The sequence below is a fragment of the Mycobacterium sp. NPDC050041 genome, assembly GCF_049541695.1.
GTDB lineage: Bacteria > Actinomycetota > Actinomycetes > Mycobacteriales > Mycobacteriaceae > Mycobacterium.
The window spans coordinates 254,981-276,957 of sequence record NZ_JBMVDG010000005.1 but is presented as its reverse complement, the minus strand read 5'-3'; the positions used below and the strand labels follow the sequence as shown (position 1 = coordinate 276,957).

The 21,977-nt window shown below is 68.8% G+C and carries 27 protein-coding genes; 9 read left to right on the top strand and 18 right to left on the bottom strand.

All coding sequences use genetic code 11. The features are described from left to right. Nucleotides 1-17: 17 nt before the first annotated feature. Nucleotides 18-782 carry an FAD-dependent thymidylate synthase gene (gene thyX, locus ACPCHZ_RS18045; protein ID WP_423485972.1) on the bottom strand — a complete coding sequence of 255 codons (765 nt, stop codon included), beginning with the start codon at nucleotides 780-782 and terminating at the stop codon, nucleotides 18-20. Between the two features lie 75 nt (nucleotides 783-857). On the opposite strand from thyX, the gene ACPCHZ_RS18040 reads away from it, so the two are divergent. From ACPCHZ_RS18040 to ACPCHZ_RS18030, 3 genes are all read left to right on the top strand, one after another. Then, nucleotides 858-1,238, top strand: a complete 381-nt coding sequence (locus tag ACPCHZ_RS18040) for a hypothetical protein (protein ID WP_423485971.1) — start codon at nucleotides 858-860, stop codon at nucleotides 1,236-1,238. Then, nucleotides 1,235-1,771, top strand: a complete 537-nt coding sequence (locus ACPCHZ_RS18035) for a DUF4926 domain-containing protein (RefSeq protein WP_423485970.1) — start codon at nucleotides 1,235-1,237, stop codon at nucleotides 1,769-1,771. Before ACPCHZ_RS18040 ends, ACPCHZ_RS18035 begins: the two co-directional genes overlap by 4 nt. 186 nt (nucleotides 1,772-1,957) lie before the next feature. Continuing rightward, nucleotides 1,958-2,335, top strand: coding sequence for a DUF6188 family protein (locus ACPCHZ_RS18030; protein WP_423485969.1), 378 nt, complete (start codon nucleotides 1,958-1,960; stop codon nucleotides 2,333-2,335). A 1-nt stretch (nucleotide 2,336) separates the two neighbouring features. Here the strand turns inward: ACPCHZ_RS18030 and ACPCHZ_RS18025 are convergent, their stop codons facing one another. The 5 genes from ACPCHZ_RS18025 to ACPCHZ_RS18005 all read right to left on the bottom strand — a co-directional run bounded on the left by ACPCHZ_RS18025 (nucleotide 2,337) and on the right by ACPCHZ_RS18005 (nucleotide 6,310). Beyond that, nucleotides 2,337-3,566 (bottom strand): winged helix-turn-helix domain-containing protein, encoded by a 1,230-nt coding sequence (locus tag ACPCHZ_RS18025; RefSeq protein ID WP_423485968.1) that lies wholly within the window; start codon nucleotides 3,564-3,566, stop codon nucleotides 2,337-2,339. Between the two features lie 14 nt (nucleotides 3,567-3,580). Continuing rightward, nucleotides 3,581-4,159 (bottom strand): TetR family transcriptional regulator C-terminal domain-containing protein, encoded by a 579-nt coding sequence (locus tag ACPCHZ_RS18020; RefSeq protein ID WP_423485967.1) that lies wholly within the window; start codon nucleotides 4,157-4,159, stop codon nucleotides 3,581-3,583. A gap of 3 nt (nucleotides 4,160-4,162) precedes the next feature. After that, entirely contained in the window at nucleotides 4,163-4,891 is a 729-nt protein-coding gene (locus ACPCHZ_RS18015; RefSeq protein ID WP_423485966.1) for a hypothetical protein, read from the bottom strand. Between the two features lie 107 nt (nucleotides 4,892-4,998). Beyond that, nucleotides 4,999-5,490, bottom strand: coding sequence for a dihydrofolate reductase (locus ACPCHZ_RS18010; protein ID WP_423485965.1), 492 nt, complete (start codon nucleotides 5,488-5,490; stop codon nucleotides 4,999-5,001). Between the two features lie 19 nt (nucleotides 5,491-5,509). Next, on the bottom strand, nucleotides 5,510-6,310 hold the full coding sequence (locus ACPCHZ_RS18005; protein WP_423485964.1) for a thymidylate synthase: 801 nt from the start codon (nucleotides 6,308-6,310) through the stop codon (nucleotides 5,510-5,512). A 43-nt stretch (nucleotides 6,311-6,353) separates the two neighbouring features. On the opposite strand from ACPCHZ_RS18005, the gene ACPCHZ_RS18000 reads away from it, so the two are divergent. Continuing rightward, nucleotides 6,354-7,097, top strand: coding sequence for a dienelactone hydrolase family protein (locus ACPCHZ_RS18000; protein ID WP_423485963.1), 744 nt, complete (start codon nucleotides 6,354-6,356; stop codon nucleotides 7,095-7,097). Beyond that, nucleotides 7,094-8,197, top strand: a complete 1,104-nt coding sequence (locus tag ACPCHZ_RS17995) for a winged helix DNA-binding domain-containing protein (protein ID WP_423485962.1) — start codon at nucleotides 7,094-7,096, stop codon at nucleotides 8,195-8,197. The genes ACPCHZ_RS18000 and ACPCHZ_RS17995 overlap by 4 nt, the downstream gene beginning before the upstream one ends. Here the strand turns inward: ACPCHZ_RS17995 and ACPCHZ_RS17990 are convergent. The 4 genes from ACPCHZ_RS17990 to dapB are packed head-to-tail and all read right to left on the bottom strand — an operon-like array spanning nucleotide 8,169 to nucleotide 10,294. Then, nucleotides 8,169-8,621, bottom strand: a complete 453-nt coding sequence (locus tag ACPCHZ_RS17990; RefSeq protein WP_423485961.1) for a hypothetical protein — start codon at nucleotides 8,619-8,621, stop codon at nucleotides 8,169-8,171. The genes ACPCHZ_RS17995 and ACPCHZ_RS17990 overlap by 29 nt on opposite strands. A 25-nt stretch (nucleotides 8,622-8,646) precedes the next feature. After that, nucleotides 8,647-9,102: a flavodoxin family protein gene (locus tag ACPCHZ_RS17985; RefSeq protein ID WP_423485960.1), complete on the bottom strand. Its 456-nt coding sequence runs from the start codon at nucleotides 9,100-9,102 to the stop codon at nucleotides 8,647-8,649. Next, nucleotides 9,099-9,563, bottom strand: a complete 465-nt coding sequence (locus ACPCHZ_RS17980) for a hypothetical protein (RefSeq protein ID WP_423485959.1) — start codon at nucleotides 9,561-9,563, stop codon at nucleotides 9,099-9,101. Before ACPCHZ_RS17980 ends, ACPCHZ_RS17985 begins: the two co-directional genes overlap by 4 nt. Further along, entirely contained in the window at nucleotides 9,560-10,294 is a 735-nt protein-coding gene (gene dapB, locus ACPCHZ_RS17975; RefSeq protein WP_423485958.1) for a 4-hydroxy-tetrahydrodipicolinate reductase, read from the bottom strand. The genes ACPCHZ_RS17980 and dapB overlap by 4 nt, the downstream gene beginning before the upstream one ends. A 178-nt stretch (nucleotides 10,295-10,472) precedes the next feature. On the opposite strand from dapB, the gene ACPCHZ_RS17970 reads away from it, so the two are divergent. Continuing rightward, nucleotides 10,473-11,852: an HNH endonuclease signature motif containing protein gene (locus ACPCHZ_RS17970; RefSeq protein ID WP_423485957.1), complete on the top strand. Its 1,380-nt coding sequence runs from the start codon at nucleotides 10,473-10,475 to the stop codon at nucleotides 11,850-11,852. A gap of 18 nt (nucleotides 11,853-11,870) precedes the next feature. On the opposite strand, the gene ACPCHZ_RS17965 is transcribed toward ACPCHZ_RS17970, so the two are convergent. Together ACPCHZ_RS17965 and ACPCHZ_RS17960 are read right to left on the bottom strand one after the other, a co-directional pair. After that, nucleotides 11,871-12,524 (bottom strand): MOSC domain-containing protein, encoded by a 654-nt coding sequence (locus tag ACPCHZ_RS17965; protein ID WP_423485956.1) that lies wholly within the window; start codon nucleotides 12,522-12,524, stop codon nucleotides 11,871-11,873. Nucleotides 12,525-12,567: 43 nt separating this feature from the next. Next, nucleotides 12,568-13,083 carry an Lrp/AsnC family transcriptional regulator gene (locus tag ACPCHZ_RS17960; RefSeq protein WP_423485955.1) on the bottom strand — a complete coding sequence of 172 codons (516 nt, stop codon included), beginning with the start codon at nucleotides 13,081-13,083 and terminating at the stop codon, nucleotides 12,568-12,570. Nucleotides 13,084-13,175: 92 nt separating this feature from the next. On the opposite strand from ACPCHZ_RS17960, the gene ald reads away from it, so the two are divergent. Then, complete coding sequence (gene ald, locus ACPCHZ_RS17955; RefSeq protein ID WP_423485954.1) at nucleotides 13,176-14,291, top strand: alanine dehydrogenase; 1,116 nt, start codon at nucleotides 13,176-13,178, stop codon at nucleotides 14,289-14,291. A gap of 3 nt (nucleotides 14,292-14,294) precedes the next feature. Here the strand turns inward: ald and ACPCHZ_RS17950 are convergent, their stop codons facing one another. Next, nucleotides 14,295-14,684, bottom strand: a complete 390-nt coding sequence (locus ACPCHZ_RS17950) for a YchJ family protein (RefSeq protein WP_423485953.1) — start codon at nucleotides 14,682-14,684, stop codon at nucleotides 14,295-14,297. A gap of 57 nt (nucleotides 14,685-14,741) precedes the next feature. Between ACPCHZ_RS17950 and ACPCHZ_RS17945 the strand changes: the two genes are divergently transcribed. Further along, a complete protein-coding gene (locus tag ACPCHZ_RS17945; protein WP_423485952.1) occupies nucleotides 14,742-15,296 on the top strand; it encodes a DUF4334 domain-containing protein in 555 nt (184 codons plus the stop codon). 12 nt (nucleotides 15,297-15,308) lie between these two features. On the opposite strand, the gene ACPCHZ_RS17940 is transcribed toward ACPCHZ_RS17945, so the two are convergent. The 5 genes from ACPCHZ_RS17940 to ACPCHZ_RS17920 form a co-directional block, all read right to left on the bottom strand. Next, nucleotides 15,309-16,658, bottom strand: coding sequence for a M16 family metallopeptidase (locus ACPCHZ_RS17940; protein ID WP_423485951.1), 1,350 nt, complete (start codon nucleotides 16,656-16,658; stop codon nucleotides 15,309-15,311). Then, complete coding sequence (locus ACPCHZ_RS17935) at nucleotides 16,636-18,906, bottom strand: polyribonucleotide nucleotidyltransferase (protein ID WP_364978951.1); 2,271 nt, start codon at nucleotides 18,904-18,906, stop codon at nucleotides 16,636-16,638. Before ACPCHZ_RS17935 ends, ACPCHZ_RS17940 begins: the two co-directional genes overlap by 23 nt. A 309-nt stretch (nucleotides 18,907-19,215) precedes the next feature. Next, nucleotides 19,216-19,719, bottom strand: a complete 504-nt coding sequence (lppU, locus tag ACPCHZ_RS17930) for an LppU family putative lipoprotein (RefSeq protein WP_423485950.1) — start codon at nucleotides 19,717-19,719, stop codon at nucleotides 19,216-19,218. A 10-nt stretch (nucleotides 19,720-19,729) separates the two neighbouring features. Next, nucleotides 19,730-19,999, bottom strand: a complete 270-nt coding sequence (rpsO, locus tag ACPCHZ_RS17925) for a 30S ribosomal protein S15 (protein ID WP_364978948.1) — start codon at nucleotides 19,997-19,999, stop codon at nucleotides 19,730-19,732. Between the two features lie 120 nt (nucleotides 20,000-20,119). After that, complete coding sequence (locus tag ACPCHZ_RS17920; protein ID WP_364978945.1) at nucleotides 20,120-21,097, bottom strand: bifunctional riboflavin kinase/FAD synthetase; 978 nt, start codon at nucleotides 21,095-21,097, stop codon at nucleotides 20,120-20,122. A 113-nt stretch (nucleotides 21,098-21,210) separates the two neighbouring features. Between ACPCHZ_RS17920 and mntR the strand changes: the two genes are divergently transcribed. After that, nucleotides 21,211-21,888: a manganese-binding transcriptional regulator MntR gene (gene mntR / locus ACPCHZ_RS17915; RefSeq protein WP_423486101.1), complete on the top strand. Its 678-nt coding sequence runs from the start codon at nucleotides 21,211-21,213 to the stop codon at nucleotides 21,886-21,888. Nucleotides 21,889-21,977 lie beyond the last annotated feature (89 nt).

Sequence of the window (21,977 nt, the reverse complement as noted above, 5' to 3'; positions counted from 1 at the left end):
AGATTACCCGCTGGTGTTCACGCTTCCGTAGCCAGCGGCGAGGTGGCCACCTCGGTGCCGTCGGCGAGCGTCGCGATGTCGAAGTCGCCGAACACCGCGGGGGCGAGGTCGACGAGCTGGCGCAGGCAGGCGATGGCGAGCCTGCGGATCTCGACGTCGGCGTGCTCGCTGGCCCGCATCGCGATGAAGTGCCGCCAGGCGCGGTAGTTGCCGGTGACGACGATGCGGGTCTCGGTCGCGTTGGGCAGCACCGCGCGGGCCGCCTGCCTCGCCTGTTTGCGGCGCAGCACGGCCGATCGGTCACCGGACTGGTCGCCGATGAGCTTGGCTTCCAGCCGGGCCAGCAGCTCGGTGTAGGTGGCCCGGTTCGCGTCGGCCGCCTCGGTGAAGATCCGGACCAGCTCCGGGTCGTCCTCCATGCCGGGCGGGATCACCACCTGCGAATCGTGTTCGGGGACATAGCGCTGTGACAGTTGCGAATAGGAGAAGTGCCGGTGCCGGATCAGTTCGTGGGTGCACGACCGGGAGATGCCGCTGATGTAGAACGACACCGAGGCGTGCTCCAGCACCGAGAAGTGCCCGACGTCGATGATGTGCCGCAGGTAGGAGGCGTTGGTGGCGGTGCGGGGATTGGGCTTGGACCAGCTCTGGTAGCAGGCCCGGCCGGCGAACTCGACCAGCGCCTCGCCGCCGTCGGCGTCCGTGCTCCACGGGACGTCCGGCGGCGCCACGAATTCGGTCTTCGCGATCAGTTGCACGCGCAGCGGCGCGGTCTCGGCCACGGGCTCACCTTAGTGCGACGGCCGCCGCATTCGTGACCGGTGGCCCGCCGGAGCCGCCTTACGCTGGACGGACCGATGACCGACTACGCCGAGCTGCCCGGATTGCGTGGCCTCTACCTCGAGGACAGCTATGTGCTCGACATCGTCGAAAGCGCCGGACGACTGGCGTTCTCGATGTCGGCCGTTCTCACCCCCGAGCATCCCGCGTACCGCGATCCCCTTCCCGGCGAGCAGTACTGCTACGCCGACGGTGCGCTGGTGTTCTCGGACGTGGCGCACATCGATTGGCTGGAGCGCTCGACGCAGCGCTACGTCGACGCGACCGGTGAGGTCGACCTGGGCAACATCGACAGCCTGACGTCGGCCGCCGGCGGGTACGAGGTCGCGGGTGACTGGGGACGGGTCCGGATTCGGTGCGCCGGCCCGCCGCGGTTCGTCAGCAGGGAGGCGCCGTGACACCGAAGGAGTACGACGTCGTCCGGCTGCGCAGGGCGTTGCCGGAGCACGGTGTCGACGCCGGCCGCGAGGGGACGGTGGTGATCGATCACGGTCGCGGTCGGGGCGGCGCGCCCGCGGCCTACGAGGTGGAGTTCTGCGACGGGCTCGACAGCGTCGTGGTGACGCTCGTCGCCGACGACGTGGAGGTCGTATGGCGGCAGATGTCCGATGACGAGATGGCGGTGATGACGGCCGTCGTCTCGACGCTGCCCGGGTGCGCGGGGCTGCTCGACGGGCTCGCCGGGGCGTTCGTCCGCCGTTCGACCGACTGGATCCTCGACATCCGCACTCCTGGTGACTCGCCGAGTGCCGACGTACCGGACGGTCCCCTGCCGGTGCGGGCATTCGTGCCGAATGCGGATGAGTACCGGGGTGAGATCCTCATCTGGGTCCAGGGTGGGCGGCTGTCCGGGCTCGAATACGCCTGGGTGACCGATGAAGTGCCCACGCGGTGGCCGCGCCCGGACGAGATCGAGGTCATCAGCTGTTGAACGGCGAATTCGAGTTCCTCACCCGCGATCAGGCAGAGTTGCTCGTCGAGATTTTGGCCCGTCGCGGGTCCGAACTGGCCGACCGGATCCGCACGGCGCCTGCGCTGTCGCGACCGGATGCCGTGGAGATCGTGACCACCCTCAGCGAGGAGTTCGTCGATCATCTCGACCAGACGGGGAGCCGACGTGACGACGGATCTCCGATTGCGCGGCAGAACGGTCACGTCCACCCATGTCGAGTACACCCTGCAGGTGCGGCTGTCGGACACGTACAACGTCACGGTGGAATCACCGTTCTGCCTTCATCTGTCGGACGCCTGCGTCGAACTGTCGCCGGAGGCCGACCAGGCGAAGGTGACGGCGCTGGTGGGTCATCTCGTCGGCCACCGCATCGACGACGCTCACGTATCCGAGACAGGCGTGCTGACCATCCGTCTCGACGATTCGACCCGGCTGACGGTCGAGCCGGATCCTGCCTATGAAGCGTGGAACGTCAGCGGTCCGGCCGGGTTCCTGATCGTGTGTATGCCCGGCGGCGCGCTGGCGGTTTGGAACGGCTCCTGACTCATCTCGGCACAGGCGCGCGGACAGCGGCCCGCAGCGCGCCGGCCAGGTCCCCGCGCTCTCCAATCGCCACGTCGGCCATTCCCAGCCAGTCCGCCATCCGACGCAGTTCGACGGCCAGCGCGGCGGCCACCTCCGCCGGGCGCTCCCCCGGCTCGGTGAACGCCCCCACGACGTGCAGCGCATCGGCCGCCCGTTCGGCCTTCAGGTCCACCCGGCCCACCAGGCGGCCGTCGAGCAGGAACGGCCACACGTAGTAGCCGAACTGCCTCTTGGGTTGTGGCACATAGATTTCGATGCGGTAGTGGAACCCGAACAGGCGCTCCACCCGCGGCCGGAAGAAGATCAGCGGATCGAATGGGCACAGCAGCGCGGTGCCCCGGTCCCGGCGCGGCACGGTCTGGCCGGATCGCAGATACGCCGGAGCGGCCCACCCGTCTACCTCGACTGCCTCAAGCTGTCCTGCGTCGAGGAGATCGGCGAGCGCCGGCTTGATCTGTCTGGCCGAGAGCCGGAAGTAGTCGCGGATGTCCGCCTCGGTGGCCACCCCGAGCGCCGTCGCCGCACGCAGCGCCAGTTCGCGGATCGCCTCGTCGTCGTCGACCTGCCGCGCCAGCACCTCCGGCGGCAGCACCCGCTCGGCCAGGTCGTAGTGCCGGGCGAAGCCCACCCGGGTGGCCGTGGTCAGCACGCCGGAGGACCACAGCGCCTCGGCCACCCACTTGGTCTCGCTGCGGTCCCACCACGGACCCTTGCGGCCACGCGGCTCCGCCTCCAGGTGGGCCTCGATCTGACCTGCCGTGGACGGACCGAGTTCGGCCACCGCCGCGATGACGTCCTCGGCGAGCTTCGGGTTGTTCCGGACGATCTCGGTGCCCCACCGGCCGTGCACGTACTCCCGCATCCGCCACCGCATCAGTGGCCAGTCGTCGACGGCCATCAGCGCCGCCTCATGGGCCCAGTACTCGACCAGCAACCGGGGCGAGCGCGCACTGTGCCGCCAGGCCGCCGCGTCGAGCACGTCCCGGTCGTACCCGCCGAGTCGGCTGAACACCGGCGCGTAGTGCGCGCGCACCGTCACCGACACCGAGTCGAGCTGAAGCACCTGGATCCGGCCGATCAGCCGCCGCAGGTGCGCGCGGGTGACCGGGCCGCGCGGCGCTGGCTCGCCGAAGCCCTGTGCCGACACGGCGACGCGACGGGCCTGCGCTGCAGTGAGCGAGACGACCATCAGGTGATCGTGCCCTAACGCACCGACAGGATGCGATCGAAGATCAGCGCGGTCACGTTGTCGATCGGTGCGCTCTCGCCCGTGCTCTTCGCCCGCAGCGCCGCGCCCTCCCACGCGTCGACGATCAGCTCAGCCGCTGCACCGGCGTCGATGTCCTGCGCGAATTCCCCGGACTGCTGCCCGTCGCGGATCGCGGCGGCCAACACGCTGCGCCATCTCCCCAGCGCAGCGACCGCGGCGGCGGTGACCGCGGGCGCGTCCGCGGGCGCCTCGGCGGCGAAGTTGCCGTACATGCAGCCGCGCCGGTAGCCGTACGCGGCGAGGTCCTCCCTCAGGTGTTCGAGGTGGTTTCGGACGCGTTGCGCCGCAGGCACATCGGGTTGGTCGAGCAGTGAGAGCCGCCGCTGTTCGCCGTACCGGGCGAGGACCTCGAGAGCGAGCGCTTCCTTGCTCGGGAAGTGGTTGTAGAACGATCCTTTCGGCGCGTGGGCGGCTGCCGCGATCGTCGCCACGCCGGTCGCGGTGTACCCACCGGCGTGCAACGCGGCGAACCCGGCGTCCAGGAGAGCCTCGCGAAGACTGGGCTTGGGCACGGCCTACCTCCAGACGGTCCGCACGTCGTCGATGTCGACGGACACGGTGACGGTGTCCTCGACCGGCCTGCCGTCGTCGTCGCGCGGGTGGACGATGCGCGTGACCGGCAGCACGATGCCGTCGAATTCGCGGTAGTCGTCCATGTAGTGCGCCGCGGGGGATCCGCCGGCGATGTCGACCTGGTAGTCGCGCCGGCGCAACAGACCGTCGGCGTCGACGTAGAGAACCTGGTCGGAGCTGTGAGTGGCGATGTCGTCGGGATACCGGACGGCCAACCGTCGCCAGGTCTCACCGCGCTCCTGCCAGGTGCCGAGCTCCTCGGTCTGCACACCCGGAAAGGTCAGGTGATAGGGCTCGGTCAGATATGTCCACATGGCATACCCCGAGAAGTACGCGAGTTGAACCGGCGACCACGGCGTCTCGAGAGTGTGACCGGTGAAGGAGGAACGAGGGTCGCGCAGCACCTCCACCTGCTGGTGCTCGTCGTCGTCGTGTTCGATCACCACCTGGCCCGGGGTGAAGTGCGATCGGAATCCCGGCGTCGGTAGCGGTCGGTGCCAGGCGTGCTGCTCCTGCACACGGATGTCCACCGTCGAGTCGTCGAGGATGCCGCCGACGCCCTTCAGCGGCCACAGCACGCCGCCGACGATCTGGTGGATCCCGAGCGTGTCGAGCTGCTGCCACCGGTCGGTTCCGCCGTGAGCGGCGAGGACCTCGTCGAGAAGTTTCATTGCAGTCTCCCTTCATCGCTGTGACCGCCAATACGACCGGTCGTCTTACCCAACGCGACGGTACGGCGCCGCATTCCTGCCGTGGGAAGCGCTCAGTGTGCGGCGACTCAGGATCGGCGGTAGCTGAAGAACCGGTACCTCAGGCCGGCGGCACTGGTCAGCCACTCCCCCTCGGTCCCCACCCAGTCGCCGTTGAGGACCGGTGCCACCGCGTCGGCGTCCTCCCGCGGCAGGTCGATCTCCACCTCGGTGACCTCGCACCGCGTCGCCAACGGCATCGCGAGCGTGTAGATCTGGGCGCCGCCGATCACCCAGTTGTCGTCGTCTCCGGAGATCGCCTCGTCGAGGTCGCCGACCACCGTGGCGCCGTCGGCGGAGTAGCCCGCCTGCCTGGTGATGACGACGTTCCTGCGTCCCGGCAGCGGACGCACCTTGGCGGGCAGCGAATCCCAGGTCAGCCTGCCCATCACCACGGTGTGACCCATGGTGAGTTCCTTGAAGCGGGCCTGATCCTCGGGCAGCCGCCAGGGGATGCCGCCGTCACGGCCGATGATCCCCGAGGTGGACTGCGCCCAGATGAGGCCCAGGGTCAGCGACATCCGGACCTGCGCGCAGTCCTCATACCGCCACCGGGGCCTTGATGGCCGGGTGCGGGTCGTAGTTCACGATCGAGATGTCGTCGTAGGTGTAGTCGAAGATCGAGTCGCGCTGGGCCAGCCGCAGTTGCGGGTACGGCCGCGGCTCGCGGCTCAGCTGCAGTGTCACCTGCTCGACGTGGTTGTCGTAGATGTGGCAGTCACCGCCGGTCCAGATGAATTCACCGACGCCGAGCCCGGCCTGGGCCGCCATCATGTGCGTCAGCAGCGCGTAGCTGGCGATGTTGAACGGCACGCCGAGGAACAGGTCGGCGCTGCGCTGGTAGAGCTGGCACGACAGCCGTCCGTCGGCGACGTAGAACTGGAAGAACGCATGGCACGGCGGCAACGCCATCTGCGGGATCTCCCCGACGTTCCAGGCCGAGACGATGATGCGCCGGGAATCCGGGTCGGAACGCAGCAGGTCGAGTGCCGCGGTGATCTGGTCGATGTGCTCACCCGACGGCGTCGGCCACGACCGCCACTGGACACCGTAGACCGGGCCCAGATCGCCTGTCGGCGAAGCCCATTCGTCCCAGATCGTGACGCCGCGCTCCTGCAGCCATCTCACGTTGGAGTCGCCGCGCAGGAACCACAGCAACTCGTAGACGATCGACTTGGTGTGCACCTTCTTCGTCGTGATCAGGGGGAATCCGGCAGTCAGGTCGTAACGCAGCTGATGGCCGAACAGGCTGCGGGTGCCGGTGCCGGTGCGGTCGGATTTCGGCGTTCCCTCCGAGAGCACCAGACGCAGCAGATCCTCGTACGGCGTCTCGATCGGCACGCCGCCCAGCTTACGTCCACCCCCGGCGAGTAGAAACGAAGCCATGCCGAGTATCAACGCCACGATCGACACCCCCGACGGCGCCTGCCCCGTCACGCTGCACACCCCGAACGGCACCGGCCCCTGGTCGGGTGTGGTGATGTTCCCCGACGCCGGCGGCGTGCGCCCGACCTTCCAGGAGATGGCCGCCCGGCTGGCCGGCTTCGGCCACGCCGTGCTGCTGCCCGACGTCTACTACCGCGACGGAGACTGGGCGCCGTTCGACATGGGCACGGTGTTCACCGACGAGGCAGAACGCAAGCGGCTCTTCGGGATGATCAGCTCCTTGACGCCAGATCGGGTCGCCGGCGACGCCAACGCATTCTTCGACTTCCTCGCCGCCCGCCCCGAGGTGCGCAGCGACCGGTTCGGCGTCTGCGGCTACTGCATGGGCGGCCGCATCTCGGTGACACTGGCCGGGCTGCTGCCCGACCGCGTCGGTGCGGCCGGTTCCTTCCACGGCGGCGGCCTGGTGGTCGACGGCGACGACGCCAGCCCGCACCTGCTCGCCGACCGGATGACCGCGACGATCTACGTCGCGGGCGCCGAGAACGACAGGTCCTTCACCACCGAGGACGCCGAGACGCTGGAGAAGGCGCTGACCGCGGCCCGCGTCACGCACACCGTCGAGATCTATCCCGCCGGGCACGGATTCGCCGTCCCGGACAACGTGCCGTACGACGAGGAAGCCGCCGAGCGGCACTGGATCGCCCTGCAGGAGCTGTTCGAGACCGCGCTGCCCAGTTGACCCCGCTGTCGGACCGGGCGCTGAACCGGGCCACGCTGGCCCGCCAGCTGCTTCTGCAGCGCTCGTCGATGAGCGCTCTCGACGCCCTCGAACATCTCGTCGGCATGCAGGCCCAGGCCCCGTTCCCGCCCTACTACGGACTCTGGAGCCGGCTCGAGCACTTCACCGCCGACGAGCTGTCCGGGCTGCTGCTCGACCGCCGGGCAGTGCGAATCGTGCTGATGCGCGGCACGATTCACCTCGTAACTGCCGCCGATGCCCATCGGTTGCGCCCGCTGGTGCAGCCCCTGCTGGACCGGATGCTGCGCGCGATGCACGGTGCCGCCCTCGGCGACGTCGACGTGGACGCCGTCGCCGCCACGGCCGCCGAGATCCTCGACGCCGAGGCGCTGACACCCGCCGAGTTGGGTTCCCGGCTCGCGCAGCGGTGGCCGGACTGCCCGCTGCGGGCGCTCACCGAGATCGGTCGCAGCCTGGTGCCGCTGGTGCAGGTTCCGCCGCGGGCGCTGTGGCAGCGCAGCGGGCAGGTGCGGCTGACCACCGCGGCGGGCTGGCTCGGCCCGCCGACCGAGACCTTGTCGGTCGACGATCTGGTGCTGCGGTATCTCGGCGCGTTCGGGCCGGCATCGGTGGCCGACATGCAGACGTGGAGCGGGCTCACCCGGCTCGGTGAGGTCTTCGACCGGCTTTCCGACCGGCTGATCCGGCTGCAGACCGACAGCGGCCGACGGGTCTACGACCTGCCCGACGCACCACGGCCGGACCCCGACCAGCATGCGCCGGTGCGGCTGGTCGCGGCGTTCGACAACCTGGTGCTCTCGCATGCCGACCGCACGCGGGTGCTCAGCGACGCGCATCGCAAGCGGCTGTTCGCCGGCGGCAACGGCGTGTTCCCCGGCACGGTGCTGGTCGACGGGTTCGTGGCGGGCACGTGGGAGCTCGAGGGTCGCGCGGCTGCCACGGCGATGCGGGTGACGCCCTACACCGAGCTCGCGGACACCACGCTGGCCGAGATCGAGGCCGAAGGAATCCGGTTGCTGCGCAACGCTTTCGACGCCGAAGACCCGATAGTCAGCTTTTCCCTTGACCGCGGCGCTTGAACAGCGCACGCAACACGCCGCGCGCGGCGTAGATGCCGGTGGCGATGCACAAGATGATCATCGCCACGAACATCAACAGCCAGTTCGGTCGGTCGTGTTTGACGTTCCACCAGATGATCGTGAACAGAATGGCGCAGACGAAGATGAAAATGTCCCGCCAGTCACCCTGGTATGACAGCGCCGTCTGGCGCAGCTGCCGGCTGCGGTCGTCGGCGGCGATCAGTTCGGAGATGCGCTGGTCGATGCTGCGTTTGAGCCCGGCCCGGAGTTCCGGCTGATCGTCCGGGACCCGCTCGAGCAGGTCGAAGTCCTTGATGATCAGTCCCCGGATGTCGGGCCCTTTGACGTTTCCCGCGACGACCCCGAGCAGGGCGCCTCCTGCCAGCGGCGCCGCTCCGAGCGCGAGTTCGGCGATTCCCGGCATGGTTTCTCCTCGTCGTGGGTGAACGTCAGTTCATCAGGGTGGCTGCCAATGTGCCACCCAGTTCGTACGCACGTTCGCGAACGCCGGAATCGACCGGCCCGGCGACCTCGAGCACATCGGCGACCTTCGCCAGCGCCAGACCCGTCGCCAGCTTCTCCACCGCGGCGGCGGCGCCGACGGTGTCGTTGTTGCCGTGCACCCACAACCCGTAGGGGCGGCCTGCGACGTGGTCGAGGCTCGGGTAGTACACCGTGTCGAAGAAGTGTTTGAGCGCCCCGGACATGTAGCCGAAGTTGGCGGTGGTGCCGAACAGGTAGCCGTCGGCGTCCAGCATGTCGGGCAGGGTGGCGGCGAGCGCCGGCCGGAGCTCGACGTCGACACCCTCGACGTCCGGGTCACGTGTGCCCTCGAGCACCGCCTCCAGCAGCTCCCGCGTCGCCGGTGACGGGGTGTGGTGCACGACGAGCAGCGTCCTGCTCACGTCCGCTCCTCCAGTTCGACGGCCTTGCGCATGGTCTCGCGGGCCCGGCTCCGGTCGCCGGCATAGTCGTAGGCCCGGGCCAGTCGGTACCAGCGCACCCAATTGTCCGGCTCGGCTTCCACTTCCGCGCGCACGGTCTGGAACAGCGCGTCGGCCGCGTCGCGTTCGACGCGCCCCGACGCCATCCTCGGCAGTGCGTCGACGTCGAGTTCCATGCCGCGCTCGCGTGCCGTCCGGGCCAGCCGCTGGTGCGCCAGGCCGGCACGCAGCGTGCTCACCATGACCCAGATGCCGATCAGGGGCAACGCCAGCAGCGCCACCCCGAGGCCGATGGCCGCCGCCTCGCCAGAAGTGATGAAGGCCATGGCGATGCGGCCGAGCAGGATGAAGTAGACGACGAGCGCCACGCACATGAAGCCGATGAGCACTTGGATACGCAGCGCGCGCCCGCCTTCGGTCATAGGTCGAGCAGTGGTTCGATGCCGATGGTCAGCCCCGGCCGCTCCGACACCTTCCGCACCGCGAGCAACACTCCCGGCACGAACGACGTGCGGTCGATGCTGTCGTGACGGATGGTGAGCGTTTCGCCCTCAGTGCCGAAAAGCACCTCCTGATGCGCGACGAGGCCGGCCAGCCGTATCGAGTGCACCGGGACACCGTCGACGTCGGCGCCGCGGGCACCGTCCAGGCCGGTACTGGTGGCATCGGGGTTGGGCGGCAGATCTTTTCGCGCTTCGGCGATGAGCCTCGCGGTGCGCGTCGCCGTTCCCGACGGCGCGTCGGCCTTGTGCGGGTGATGCAGTTCGATGACCTCGACCGAATCGAAGAACCGCGCCGCCTGCTGCGCGAAATGCATGGACAGCACGGCGCCGATCGCGAAGTTCGGGGCGATGAGCACCGCGGTGTCGGGCTTGTCCGACAGCCAGTCCCGCACCTGGGCCAGCCGCTCGTCGGTGAACCCCGTGGTCCCCACGACGGCATGAATGCCGTTCTCGATGAGGAACTTCAGGTTGTCCATCACCACATCGGGGTGGGTGAAGTCGATGACCACGGCGGTGTCATTGTCGACGAAGAGGCTCAGCGGGTCACCGGCGTCGACGGCCGCCGACAGGATCAGATCGCCAGCCGCCTCGACACCCGACACCATCGCCGCGCCGACCTTGCCCTTCGCACCCAGCACCCCTACTCGCATGCCTGGGAGCCTAGTCGGCGTCTCTATCTGCGCGAGAGTGCGCGTGTGCTCGCCGACACGCCGTCGCGGACGGCATCATCCGCACGTTCGCCGAGAGGGCGAAATCCCTTCTGTCACTTCTACTTCTCCAGTCACATATGGTCCATTTCCGTCGGACTGTCGAACTAATGTTCGATACATGGAGGCGGTGGACTACCTGGCACTGCTCGACATGATGGATGAGGCGTCCGTCGAGGCGGCGTCATCATGCGAGAACTGGGCGGCGGCCGACATACTGGCGGTGCGGGAACGCCTCGAAACCCACCGCCGCCGCCAACCTGCCCTCGAACACCGACTGATCGGCCGCCTCGACCGCGCCGACCCGGCCGACCTGGGCGGCTCCTCCCTCAAGGACCTGCTGGTGCACCGGTTGAGGATCAGCAGCACCGAAGCCGGCCGGCGCATCACCGACGCCCAACAACTGGGGCCTCGACGGGCACTCACCGGCCAGCCACTGCCACCGCTGTTGGCCCACACCGCCGCCGCGCAGGCCGAGGGCCGCATCGGCGACGAACACATCCAGATCATCCGCAACACCCTGGACAAGAAATTGCCCTCCTGGGTCGACGGCAACACCCGCGATCAAGCCGAACACACGCTGGCGTCCATCGCCTGCACCCTGGACCCCGAACAACTCCAAGCCGCCGCCGACCGGCTGGTCGCCCTGATCGACCCCGACGGCCCCGAACCCGCCGAACGCCAGGCCCGCAAACGCCACCTCACCCTGGGCCGCCAGGACGCCGACGGCATGAGCCGCCTCACCGCGGTCATCGACCCCCAATGCCGCGCCACCCTGGAACCGCTGCTGGCGAAGCTGGCCGCGCCGGGCATGTGCAACCCCGACGACGACACCCCGACCGTCGACGGCGAACCCGATTCCGACGCCGCCCGCCGGGATCTGCGCTCCCCCGGTCAGCGCCGCCACGACGCACTCACCGCTATCGGTCGCACGGTGCTGGCCTCCGGGAAGCTCGGGCAACACCACGGGTTGCCGGTCAGCGTCATCGCCTCCACCACAGTGCAGGAATTGCAGCGCGGCGCCGGGGTCGCGGTCACCGGCGGCGGGTCACTGCTGCCGATGGCCGACCTGATCCGGATGGCATCCCACGCCTACCACTACCTGGCGGTGTTCGACGAACACACCCAACTGCCCCTCTACCTGGGCCGCGCCCGGCGCATCGCCTCCGCCGCCCAACGGATCGTGCTGCACGCCATGGATCGCGGGTGCACCCGGCCTGGTTGCACCGTCCCGGGCTACTGGTGCCAGGTCGACCACCTGAACCGGTGGGCCGACGGCGGAGCCACCGACATCACCGACCTCGGCCTGGCATGCGGACCCGACAACCGGATGAAGGAGAAAGGCTGGACCACCCGCCGTATCAACGGACGCGTGCACTGGATTCCACCCGAACATCTCGACACCGGCCAACCCCGGACCAACCGCTACCACCACCCGCAGGAATACCTGGCCGAACCGACAGCCGACGATGATGACGGCGAAAGACCCGGCGCCGCATGACCTGCGGCGCGGTGCGGGTCAGGCCGGGCGTTCTGAGCGGCGACGTGCTTTGCGCTTGATGTCCTCCGGCAGCGCATCGAGGTGTTGCAACCCGTCGAGCAGCGACGGGTCGCTCAACAGCGCGCGGAAGACGGTCTGGACGGTGACGCCGTGGTCGGGCCGGTCGGTCACGGTGATCGCGTCGCCGGCCCGGACATGCCCGGGAGAGATCACCCGAAAGTACGCACCCGGAAGGGCAGCCGCGGTGAACGTCTTGATCAGGCCGGGGATCTCGAGCCACGCGGCGAACGTCTTGCACGGCGTGCGGGGCGAGGTGACCTCCAGCACGAGTCCGTCCGAACCGACCGTCCAGCGTTCGCCGATGACTGCGGTGGTGACGTCGATTCCCGAAGTCGTGAGGTTCTCGCCGAACATGCCGCTGCTGATCTGCCGGTCCAGCCGGCCGGACCACTGGTCGAGGTCCTCGCGGGCGTACGCGTACACCGCCTGGTCGTCTCCACCGTGCAGTTTGGAGTTGCCGATGGTGTCGTGGGCCAGGCCGGGACCCTTGGGTCCCGGTGCCTGCACCAGAACCGCGTCGCCGGTGGGCGCCTTGTCGATGCCGGTGGTCGTGGACGGCTTCGCGGGATTCGCCCGTGGACGAGCGACATTGACCGACAGCACCAGTGACATGTCGCCCACATTAAGTGGGCGCCGGCGCGACGGCGCGGCGAGGTCACACCGGCGACGCGCCGCGGAGATGTTCGAAGATCAGCGACGTCTGCGTCCCGGCGACGTCGGCGTCGGCGTTGAGGTTCTCCACCACGAACGAGCGCAGGTCGTCGGTGTCGCGGGCGGCGACGTGCAGGATGAAGTCGTCGCCGCCGGCGAGGAAGTACACGTCCATCACCTGCGGGCGCCGCCGGATCTGCTGGATGAAGCTGCGGATCTTGCCGCGGGCATGCGACTGCAGCGTCACCGCGATCATCGCCTGCAGGGACAGGCCGATGGCGACCGGATCGATGTCGGCGTAGAAGCCGCGGATGACACCGGCCTCCTGCAGCCGTCGCACCCTGCCGTGGCACGTCGACGCGGCGATGCCGACGAGGTCGGCGAGTGCGCTGTTCGACATCCGCGCATCGGCGTGCAACGCCGCCAGGATGCGGCGATCCGTCTCGTCGAGGGGCACGGCTCGAACATCCTTCGACTCGAGCGGCTTCGGATACGCTGCGATCGTCGGATCGTCGTTCATTCGGTCACTCTAGCGAATCTTTCGCAGGCTTATTGCGGCTACGTCGAATGTTCTTCACAATTGGTGCAGCCCACAACCACCAAGGAGCGATCATGCGTGTCGGAGTCCCGACCGAGATCAAGAACAACGAATACCGTGTCGCCATCACCCCCGCCGGGGTGGCGGAACTGACCCGTCGCGGTCACGAGGTGCTGGTCCAGGCCGGCGCCGGGGAGGGCTCGGCGATCGCCGACAACGACTACAAGGCCGTCGGCGCGCAGATCATCGACACCGCCGACGAGGTGTGGGCGGAGGCCGACCTCCTACTGAAGGTCAAAGAGCCGATCGAGGCGGAGTACGGCCGCATGCGCACGGGCCAGACGCTCTTCACCTATCTGCACCTCGCGGCGTCCAAGCCGTGCACCGACGCGCTGATGGCGTCCGGCACCACGTCCATCGCCTACGAGACGGTGCAGACCGCCGACGGCGCGCTCCCACTGCTCGCACCGATGAGCGAGGTGGCAGGTCGCCTCGCCGCGCAGGTCGGGGCCTACCACCTGATGCGCACCCATGGCGGTCGCGGCGTCCTCATGGGCGGCGTTCCCGGCGTCGCGCCCGCCAATGTCGTGGTGATCGGCGGCGGTATGGCCGGCGACAACGCCGCCGCCGTCGCCAAGGGCATGGGCGCACGCGTCACCGTCTTCGACCTGAACATCAACACGCTGCGCAAGATCGACGCCGAGTACGGCGGCGGTATCGAGACCCGATACTCGTCGAGCCTCGATCTCGAGGACGCGGTCAAGCAGGCCGACCTGGTGATCGGTGCGGTGCTCGTCCCGGGCGCAAGGGCGCCCAAGCTCGTCACCAATTCGACCGTGGCGCACATGAAGTCGGGCGCCGTGCTCGTCGACATCGCGATCGACCAGGGCGGCTGCTTCGAGGATTCCCGGCCCACCACCCACGACGACCCGACGTTCGCGGTGCACGACACCGTCTTCTACTGCGTGGCGAACATGCCGGGCGCCGTGCCCCGCACCTCGACGTACGCGCTGACCAACGCGACCATGCCCTACGTGCTCAAGCTCGCCGACAAGGGTTGGCAGGCCGCATGTTCCGCGGACGCCGCACTGGCCAAGGGGCTGTCCACACACGAGGGCGCCCTGCTCAACGAGCACGTCGCCGCGGACCTGGACCTGCCCTTCACCGACCCGGCAAGCATCCTGGCCTGATCGCTACTCGAACAACGTCCCGTCGACGTATAACCACCGGCGGGCTCTGACCGCGAAGCGGGACCGCTCATGAAGCGTCCCGCTTCGTCGGTTCTGCAGGTAGTGCGCGCGGAACTCCACCTCGCCGTGGTCGTCCTCCGCGCCACCGGCGACCACGTCCACGATCTCGAGGGCGGTCCACTCCAGTGCGGTGTCCGGCGTCAGCGCGCTCGGCCTGGTGCGGGGATGCCATGTGCGCCATACATAGTCGAGGTCGCCGATGGCGTAGGCGCTGAACCGCGACCGCATCAGGTGCTCCGCAGTCTCGGCGGACCGCTCACCGCGGTGGAGCGGACCACAGCACCCGCCGTAGGGTTCGCCGCTGCCGCACGGGCAGGCATCGGTTGGGCGCACGGTCCCCAGTGTGCCGTCCCGGCCCGTCGTTGACACATGTCAAGTATTGTGGGGCCCATGCAGCTCGCCGACGTCCTGCCCCACGTCCCGACCACCACCGCCGACGCCCTCGCGCTGTTCGACAGCTGCCCCGCCGTGCCGACGGAGTCGATGATCGGCACCTGGCACGGCGCCGAGCTGCCCACCGGCCACCCGCTCGACGGAGTCCTCGAACCCAGCGGCTGGTGGGGCAAGCAGTTCGTCGACGGCGAGACCGTGCACCCGCTGCTGTTCCCGACCGCCGGTGGCGACGCGCTGTGGCCCCTCAATCCGGCTCTGGCGTTCAGCGGTCTCGTCGTGGCAACCAAGTTCCCCGCGGTGAAGAAGCTGGACTTCACCAAACCCATCGCGGCGCTCAAGCCCGCGCTGCGTGCGCGTGGACCCAAGGCCCGGCTGCGCACCACCCGCTACCGCGACGTGGACACCGCCACGATGGTCTACGACCAATTGCCCATCAACGACGTGTTCCGCCGGCTCGATGACGACACCGTGCTCGGAGCGATGGATCTGCGCGGCATCAGGACGCCGTACTTCTTCGTGTTGCGCCGCGACCACTCACTGCAGGTGCGGTAGCTGCCCGACGAATCAGCCGGCCAGCACCCGCAACCGCTCGGGCAGCGTCGTCTCCACCTGCGGCCCGAGCACCGCTGCGCCGTACGACCGCTTGAGCAGCTGCGCGGCGACCGCGTTGACCTCGTCGAGCGTCACCGCGTCGATCAGGTCCAGCGTCGCCTCGATGCTGCGGTGCTCGCCGTAGTTCAGCTCGCTGCGGCCGATGCGGTGCATCCGCGACCCGGAGTCCTCCAGGCCCAGCACCAGACCGCCGCGCAGCGATCCCTTGGCGATCCGGCACTCCGCCTCGGTGATCCCGTCGCGCGCCACCCCGTCGAGCACGTCGGTGGTCACCCGGACCACCTCGTCGAACCGCTCGGGCAGGCATGCGGCGTACACCGAGAGGGCTCCGCTGTCGGAGAAGGTGTCCACGGTCGAGTACACCGAGTAGGCCAGGCCGCGGGTCTCGCGCACCTGCTGGAACAGCCGGGAGCTCAGCCCGCCGCCCAGCGCGCTGTTCAGCACGGTCAGTGCCCAGCGGTGATCCCAGTGCCTGCCGGGCGTGCGCACACCCAGTGACAGGTGGGTCTGCTCACCGTCGCGGTCGACGATCTGCAGTGACGGGCGTCCGCCGATCCGGCCGGTGCCCTTGCGCGGCGGAATCGCATTGCGGCCGCGCACGAGTCGCTCGCCGAAGTGCTCCCGCGCCAGGCGGACGACCTCGTCGTGGTCGACGTTTCCCGCGACCGCCAGCACCATGCGCTCCGGTACGTAGCGGCGGACGTGGAACGAGTGCAGCTGCGCCCGGGTCATAGCCTCGATCGACTCGACGCTGCCGATCACCGGACGGCCCACCGGATGCGAGCCGAACATGGCGGTGAGGAACACGTCGCTGAGTGTGTCCTCCGGATCGTCGTCGCGCATGGCGATCTCTTCGAGCACCACGTCGCGCTCGACGTCGACGTCACCGGTCGCACACCGGCCGCGCAGCACCACGTCGGCCACCAGGTCGACGGCCAGGTCCAGATCCGTGTGCAGCACGTGCGCGTAGTAGCAGGTGTGCTCGCGCGCGGTGAACGCGTTCAGCTCACCGCCGACGGCGTCGACGGCCTGGGCGATCTCGACCGCCGACCGCGTCGGCGTCGACTTGAACAGCAGGTGCTCGAGGAAGTGCGCGGCCCCGGCCACGCTGTGGCCCTCGTCGCGCGAGCCGACACCGACCCACAGCCCGACCGACGCCGAATGCACCGACGGGATGAACTCGGTGACCACCCGCAGACCGCCGGGCAGCGTGCTGCGGCGGAACCGCGACTCCGAGGTGGAGTCGCGGTGACCGCGCCGCAGCGCCGCTGCTCCGGACCTAGCTGCTGCTGGTCGCGGCATCGACAGGCGTTGCGCCCGAATCGGCGGTGGCAGTGCCGTTGCCGCCCTCGGCGGCCTCTTCGGCCACCAGGACCAACGAGATCTTGCCGCGGTTGTCGATGTCGGCGATCTCCACGCGGAGCTTGTCACCGACCTTCGCCACGTCCTCGACCTTGTTGATGCGCTTGCCGCGGCCCAGCTTGGAGATGTGGACCAGACCGTCACGACCCGGCAGCAGCGAGACGAACGCGCCGAAATCGGTGGTCTTGACCACGGTTCCGAGGAACCGCTCACCGATCTTGGGCAGCTGCGGGTTGGCGATGGCGTTGATCTTGTCGATCGCGGCCTGCGCGGCCTCGCCGTTGGAGGCGCCGACGAACACGGTGCCGTCGTCCTCGATGGAGATCGACGCGCCGGTCTCCTCGGTGATCGAGTTGATCATCTTGCCCTTGGGCCCGATGACCTCGCCGATCTTGTCGATCGGCACCTTGATCGTGGTGATACGCGGCGCGTACGGGCTCATCTCGTCGGGCTCGTCGATGGCCTCGGCCATCACCTCGAGGATCGTGATGCGCGCGTCCTTGGCCTGGGCCAGCGCCCCGGCCAGCACCTGCGAGGGGATGCCGTCGAGCTTGGTGTCGAGCTGGAGCGCGGTGACGAAGTCCTTGGTGCCTGCGCACTTGAAGTCCATGTCACCGAACGCGTCCTCGGCGCCCAGGATGTCGGTCAGCGTCACGAAGCGGCGCTCGGTCTTGCCGTCGACTTCCACGTCGTCGGACACCAGGCCCATCGCGATACCCGCGACCGGGGCCTTCAGCGGCACACCGGCGTTGAGCAGCGACAGGGTCGACGCACACACCGAACCCATCGACGTCGAGCCGTTGGAGCTCAACGCCTCCGACACCTGACGGATCGCGTACGGGAACTCCTCGATGCTCGGCAGTACCGGCATCAGGGCCCGCTCGGCCAGCGCACCGTGGCCGATCTCGCGACGCTTCGGCGAACCGACGCGGCCGGTCTCACCGGTCGAGTACGGCGGGAAGTTGTAGTGGTGCATGTAGCGCTTGGACGTCTCCGGCCCCAGCGAGTCGATCTGCTGGGCCATCTTGACCATGTCCAGCGTGGTGACACCCAGGATCTGGGTCTCGCCGCGCTCGAACAGCGCGCTGCCGTGTGCCCGCGGCACGATGGCCACCTCGGCACTCAGCGCCCGGATGTCGGTGACGCCACGGCCGTCGATGCGGAAGTGGTCGGTCAGGATGCGCTGCCGGACGAGCTTCTTGGTCAGCGACCGGAACGCGGCGCCGATCTCCTTCTCGCGGCCGGCGAACTGGTCGGCGAGCCGGCCGAGCACCTCGACCTTGATCTCGTCGGTGCGGTCGTTGCGCTCTTCCTTGCCGGCGATCGTCAGCGCCTTGGACAGCTCGTCGGTGGCCACCGCGGCCACCGCGTCGAACACGTCGTCCTGGTACTCCGGGAACAGCGGGTATTCCGCGGTCTCCTTGCCCGCACTCCCGGCCAGCTCCTGCTGGGCGGTGCACAGTGCCGCGATGAACGGCTTGGCGGCCTCGAGACCCTCGGCCACGACGCTCTCGGTCGGCGCACCCGCTCCGCCGGCGACCAGGTCGATCACGTTGTCGGTGGCCTCGGCCTCGACCATCATGATCGCGACATCATCGTCGGTCTTACGGCCGGCGACGACCATGTCGAACACCGCCCGCTCGAGCTGCTCGACGGTCGGGAACGCGACCCACTGGCCGTCGATCAGGGCGACGCGCACGCCGCCGACGGGGCCGGCGAAGGGCAGTCCGGAGATCTGCGTGGACGCCGAGGCCGCGTTGATCGCCAGCACGTCGTACAGGTCCTTGGGATCGAGGCTCATCACGGTGACGACGACCTGGATCTCGTTGCGCAGACCGGAGACGAACGTCGGCCGCAGCGGGCGGTCGATCAGCCGGCAGGTGAGGATCGCGTCGGTGGACGGGCGGCCCTCACGGCGGAAGAACGACCCCGGGATGCGGCCCGCGGCGTACATCCGCTCCTCGACGTCGATCGTCAGGGGGAAGAAGTCGAAGTGGTCCTTGGGGTTCTTGCTGGCGGTCGTGGCCGACAGCAGCATGGTCTCGTCGTCGAGGTAGGCGACGACGGAACCCGCGGCCTGCTGGGCCAGCCGGCCCGCCTCGAAGCGGATGGTGCGGGTGCCGAAGCTCCCGTTGTCGATCACGGCGGTGGACTCGAACACGCCGTCTTCAATTTCAACTACAGACATAGGCGTCCGTATGGCCTCTCTGAACATCATTCAGCTGTTTCGCGTGGTCACCGTCGGACATGCCGGGCAGCCGTGACGGCGCCGGAGAACCACCAGCCTTGATGCGGCTACGGCCGTCGATCGAAGCTGCCGGATTCCTATCCGGCAGCCACTACCGAAGACCGTGCCATCAGGCGGGTCCCGATATGACACGCGGGGACGGCTTTCGCGGAACTGCGAAACCGCACCCGTTGTCCGCGGGTGAACGAAATCCGCGCGAACAGATCCATGGTACAACCCGGCAGGTCCGGACCCTAAAAAGCGGGTGGATCAGGACACGTCCTCGACGCACACGGTGAACTGGCGCTCGTCATAGGCGTAGCCGACGCCGGTGGCGCACTGGTCGACGTTGGCGACCTCGTCGAGGATCTGGGTGGCCCGCTGCCGGTGCGGCATCGTGCCGTCGTAGCAGTCCACCCGCACCGGGTCCCGCGAGTTCTCCGGGTCGATGCTCATGCAGTCGCCGACCACCCAGTCGATGTCCATGCACACCGTCTGGCCGCCGTCGCGGAACGCGCCGCGCATCGAGTAGTACGAGTCGACGTCGGTGGGGCACTGCTCGCTGTCACCGGCCTCGCCGGAAAGCACAGCGACCACCTTGAAGTTCGACTCCGGCGTGCCGCACTCGACCTTCGTCGCCTCCGGACGGTCGAGGGTGCCGCCCATCTTCAGGCAGTCCCCCACCCCCATGTCGGCCGCGGCGGCCGATGAACAGCCCGTCAGCCCCGCGGTCGCGAACAGCGCGGCCGTTACGACCGCGCGCAGGGTCCGCACGTGAGCGGCGTCAGCGACGCAGGCCCAGCCGGTCGATCAGCGCGCGGTAGCGCTGCACGTCGATCTGCGCCACGTACTTCAGCAGCCGGCGACGGCGGCCGACCAGCAGCAGCAGACCGCGCCGCGAGTGGTGGTCGTGCTTGTGCTGCTTGAGGTGCTCGGTCAGGTCGGCGATGCGCTTGGTCAGCAGCGCCACCTGCGCCTCGGGCGAACCGGTGTCGGTCGCGTGCAGGCCGTAGGAGCCCAGGATCTCTTTTTTCTGATCGGCGGTGAGCGCCACGAATTCACTCCATCTATTTCAGTCCGCGAACTGCGGGAGCCGGTCGGCTCCGAAAGGCACGGCCACCGCGAACTGCAGCAACGTGCCGGGTCGGCGCAGAGTCTAACAGCGCCGGGGCGTTCAGAAGGAATCGCGCAAAATGCTGCGGGCCCGCTCGGTGTCCCCGCCCATCGCGACGATCAGGTCGTCGACCGATGCGAACTTCTCCTGGCCGCGGATCCGGGCGACGAAGTCGACCGCGACGTGCTGGCCGTACAGGTCGGCGGTGTTGTCCAGGACGAATGCCTCGACCGTGCGGGTGCGCCCGGAAAACGTCGGGTTGGTGCCGACCGACACGGCGGCCTGGTACCGCTCGCCGGGGACGACGGTGCCCATCACCGGTCCGCGGCCCAGCACGGTGAACCAGGCGGCGTAGACGCCGTCGGCCGGTATCGCCGAGTACATCGGCGGTGCGACGTTCGCCGTCGGATAGCCGAGGTCCTTGCCCCGGCCGTCACCGCGCACCACCACACCCTCGACACGGTGTGGGCGTCCCAGGGCCTCGGCGGCCGCGACCACGTCGCCGGCGTCGACGCAGGACCGGATGTAGGTCGAGGAGAACGTCACCGACTGTTCGCGGTGGTGTTCGGCGACCAGCGACAGGCTCTCGACGGCGAACCCGAACCGTTCGCCTGCCCTGCGCAGCAGCTCGACGTTGCCCGCGGCCTTCTTGCCGAAGGTGAAGTTCTCCCCCACCACCACCTCGACGACGTGCAGGTTCTCCACCAGCAGCTCGTGGATGTAGCGCTCCGGGGTGAGTTTCATGAAGTCGGAGGTGAACGGCATGACCAGGAAGACGTCGATGCCCATCTCCTCGACGAGTTCGGCACGCCGGGTCAGAGTGGTGAGTTGCGCGGGGTGGCTGCCCGGGAAGACGACCTCCATCGGGTGCGGGTCGAACGTCATCAGCACCGTGGGCACACCACGCGAGCGGCCGGCCTTCACGGCGTGGTTGATCAGTTCGGCGTGCCCGCGGTGCACGCCGTCGAACACTCCGATGGTGACGACACATCGGCCCCAGTCGGTCGGGATTTCGTCCTGACCACGCCAGCGCAGCACACCGCCAGCCTACGGCCCGGGCCGCGCCGTGGGCGCGCTGGATGCCCGGATCAGGTGACGATTGCCTAAACTTGCTAGTTGTGAGTCCGGACAGCAACCCACCTGAGCTGACGATGGTTGCCCAGGACTATCTCAAGGTCATCTGGACGGCCCAGGAATGGTCGTTGGAGAAGGTGAGCACCAAGATGCTCGCCGAGCGGCTGGGGGTTTCGGCGAGCACCGCGTCGGAGTCCATCCGCAAGCTGGCCGACCAGGGGTTCGTCCACCACGAGAAGTACGGCGCGGTGACGCTCACCGACGCAGGCCGCCGCGCCGCGCTGGCGATGGTGCGCCGCCACCGGCTGATGGAGACCTTCCTGGTCCGCGAACTGGGGTACGGCTGGGACGAGGTGCACGACGAGGCCGAGATCCTCGAGCACGCGGTCTCCGACCGGATGCTCGACCGGATCGACGCCAAGCTCGGCCATCCCACCCGCGATCCGCACGGCGACCCGATTCCGGCCGCCGACGGTCAGGTGCCCACGCCCCCCGCTCGGCAGCTCTCGGTGTGTCAGGACGGCGACGCAGGCACCGTGGCCCGTATCTCCGACGCCGACCCCGAGATGCTGAGGTACTTCGACACCGTGGGCATCACCCTCGATTCGCGGGTGCGGGTACTCGCGCGCCGCGACTTCGCCGGGATGATCTCGGTGGCCGTGGAAAGTCCTGCGAGTCCGGATGATTCGGAGACCACCAGTACCACCGTGGACCTCGGTAGCCCGGCCGCCGAGGCGATCTGGGTGGTGGCGTAGACACGGCAACGACCGGTGCGAAGGCCCTCTGTTACGTCGGGGGCGCCACCGAAGTGACGCCCCCGACGCTCAGGCGGCTCCTCCCCCTG

Excerpts from the sequence above, each read along its gene's own strand:
- ald (WP_423485954.1), top strand. The coding sequence starts at position 13,176 with ATGCGTGTCGGAGTCCCGACCGAGATCAAGAACAACGAATACCGTGTC.
- ACPCHZ_RS17990 (WP_423485961.1), bottom strand. The coding sequence starts at position 8,621 with ATGCCGGGAATCGCCGAACTCGCGCTCGGAGCGGCGCCGCTGGCAGGA.
- ACPCHZ_RS18010 (WP_423485965.1), bottom strand. The coding sequence starts at position 5,490 with ATGTCGCTGACCCTGGGCCTCATCTGGGCGCAGTCCACCTCGGGGATC.
- ACPCHZ_RS17940 (WP_423485951.1), bottom strand. The coding sequence starts at position 16,658 with ATGCCGCGACCAGCAGCAGCTAGGTCCGGAGCAGCGGCGCTGCGGCGC.
- ACPCHZ_RS18000 (WP_423485963.1), top strand. The coding sequence starts at position 6,354 with ATGCCGAGTATCAACGCCACGATCGACACCCCCGACGGCGCCTGCCCC.
- ACPCHZ_RS18040 (WP_423485971.1), top strand. The coding sequence starts at position 858 with ATGACCGACTACGCCGAGCTGCCCGGATTGCGTGGCCTCTACCTCGAG.
- mntR (WP_423486101.1), top strand. The coding sequence starts at position 21,211 with ATGGTTGCCCAGGACTATCTCAAGGTCATCTGGACGGCCCAGGAATGG.
- ACPCHZ_RS17935 (WP_364978951.1), bottom strand. The coding sequence starts at position 18,906 with ATGTCTGTAGTTGAAATTGAAGACGGCGTGTTCGAGTCCACCGCCGTG.
- ACPCHZ_RS17960 (WP_423485955.1), bottom strand. The coding sequence starts at position 13,083 with ATGAACGACGATCCGACGATCGCAGCGTATCCGAAGCCGCTCGAGTCG.
- ACPCHZ_RS18015 (WP_423485966.1), bottom strand. The coding sequence starts at position 4,891 with ATGAAACTTCTCGACGAGGTCCTCGCCGCTCACGGCGGAACCGACCGG.
- ACPCHZ_RS17970 (WP_423485957.1), top strand. The coding sequence starts at position 10,473 with ATGGAGGCGGTGGACTACCTGGCACTGCTCGACATGATGGATGAGGCG.
- ACPCHZ_RS17980 (WP_423485959.1), bottom strand. The coding sequence starts at position 9,563 with ATGACCGAAGGCGGGCGCGCGCTGCGTATCCAAGTGCTCATCGGCTTC.
- ACPCHZ_RS18025 (WP_423485968.1), bottom strand. The coding sequence starts at position 3,566 with ATGGTCGTCTCGCTCACTGCAGCGCAGGCCCGTCGCGTCGCCGTGTCG.
- ACPCHZ_RS17965 (WP_423485956.1), bottom strand. The coding sequence starts at position 12,524 with ATGTCACTGGTGCTGTCGGTCAATGTCGCTCGTCCACGGGCGAATCCC.
- dapB (WP_423485958.1), bottom strand. The coding sequence starts at position 10,294 with ATGCGAGTAGGGGTGCTGGGTGCGAAGGGCAAGGTCGGCGCGGCGATG.
- ACPCHZ_RS17945 (WP_423485952.1), top strand. The coding sequence starts at position 14,742 with ATGCAGCTCGCCGACGTCCTGCCCCACGTCCCGACCACCACCGCCGAC.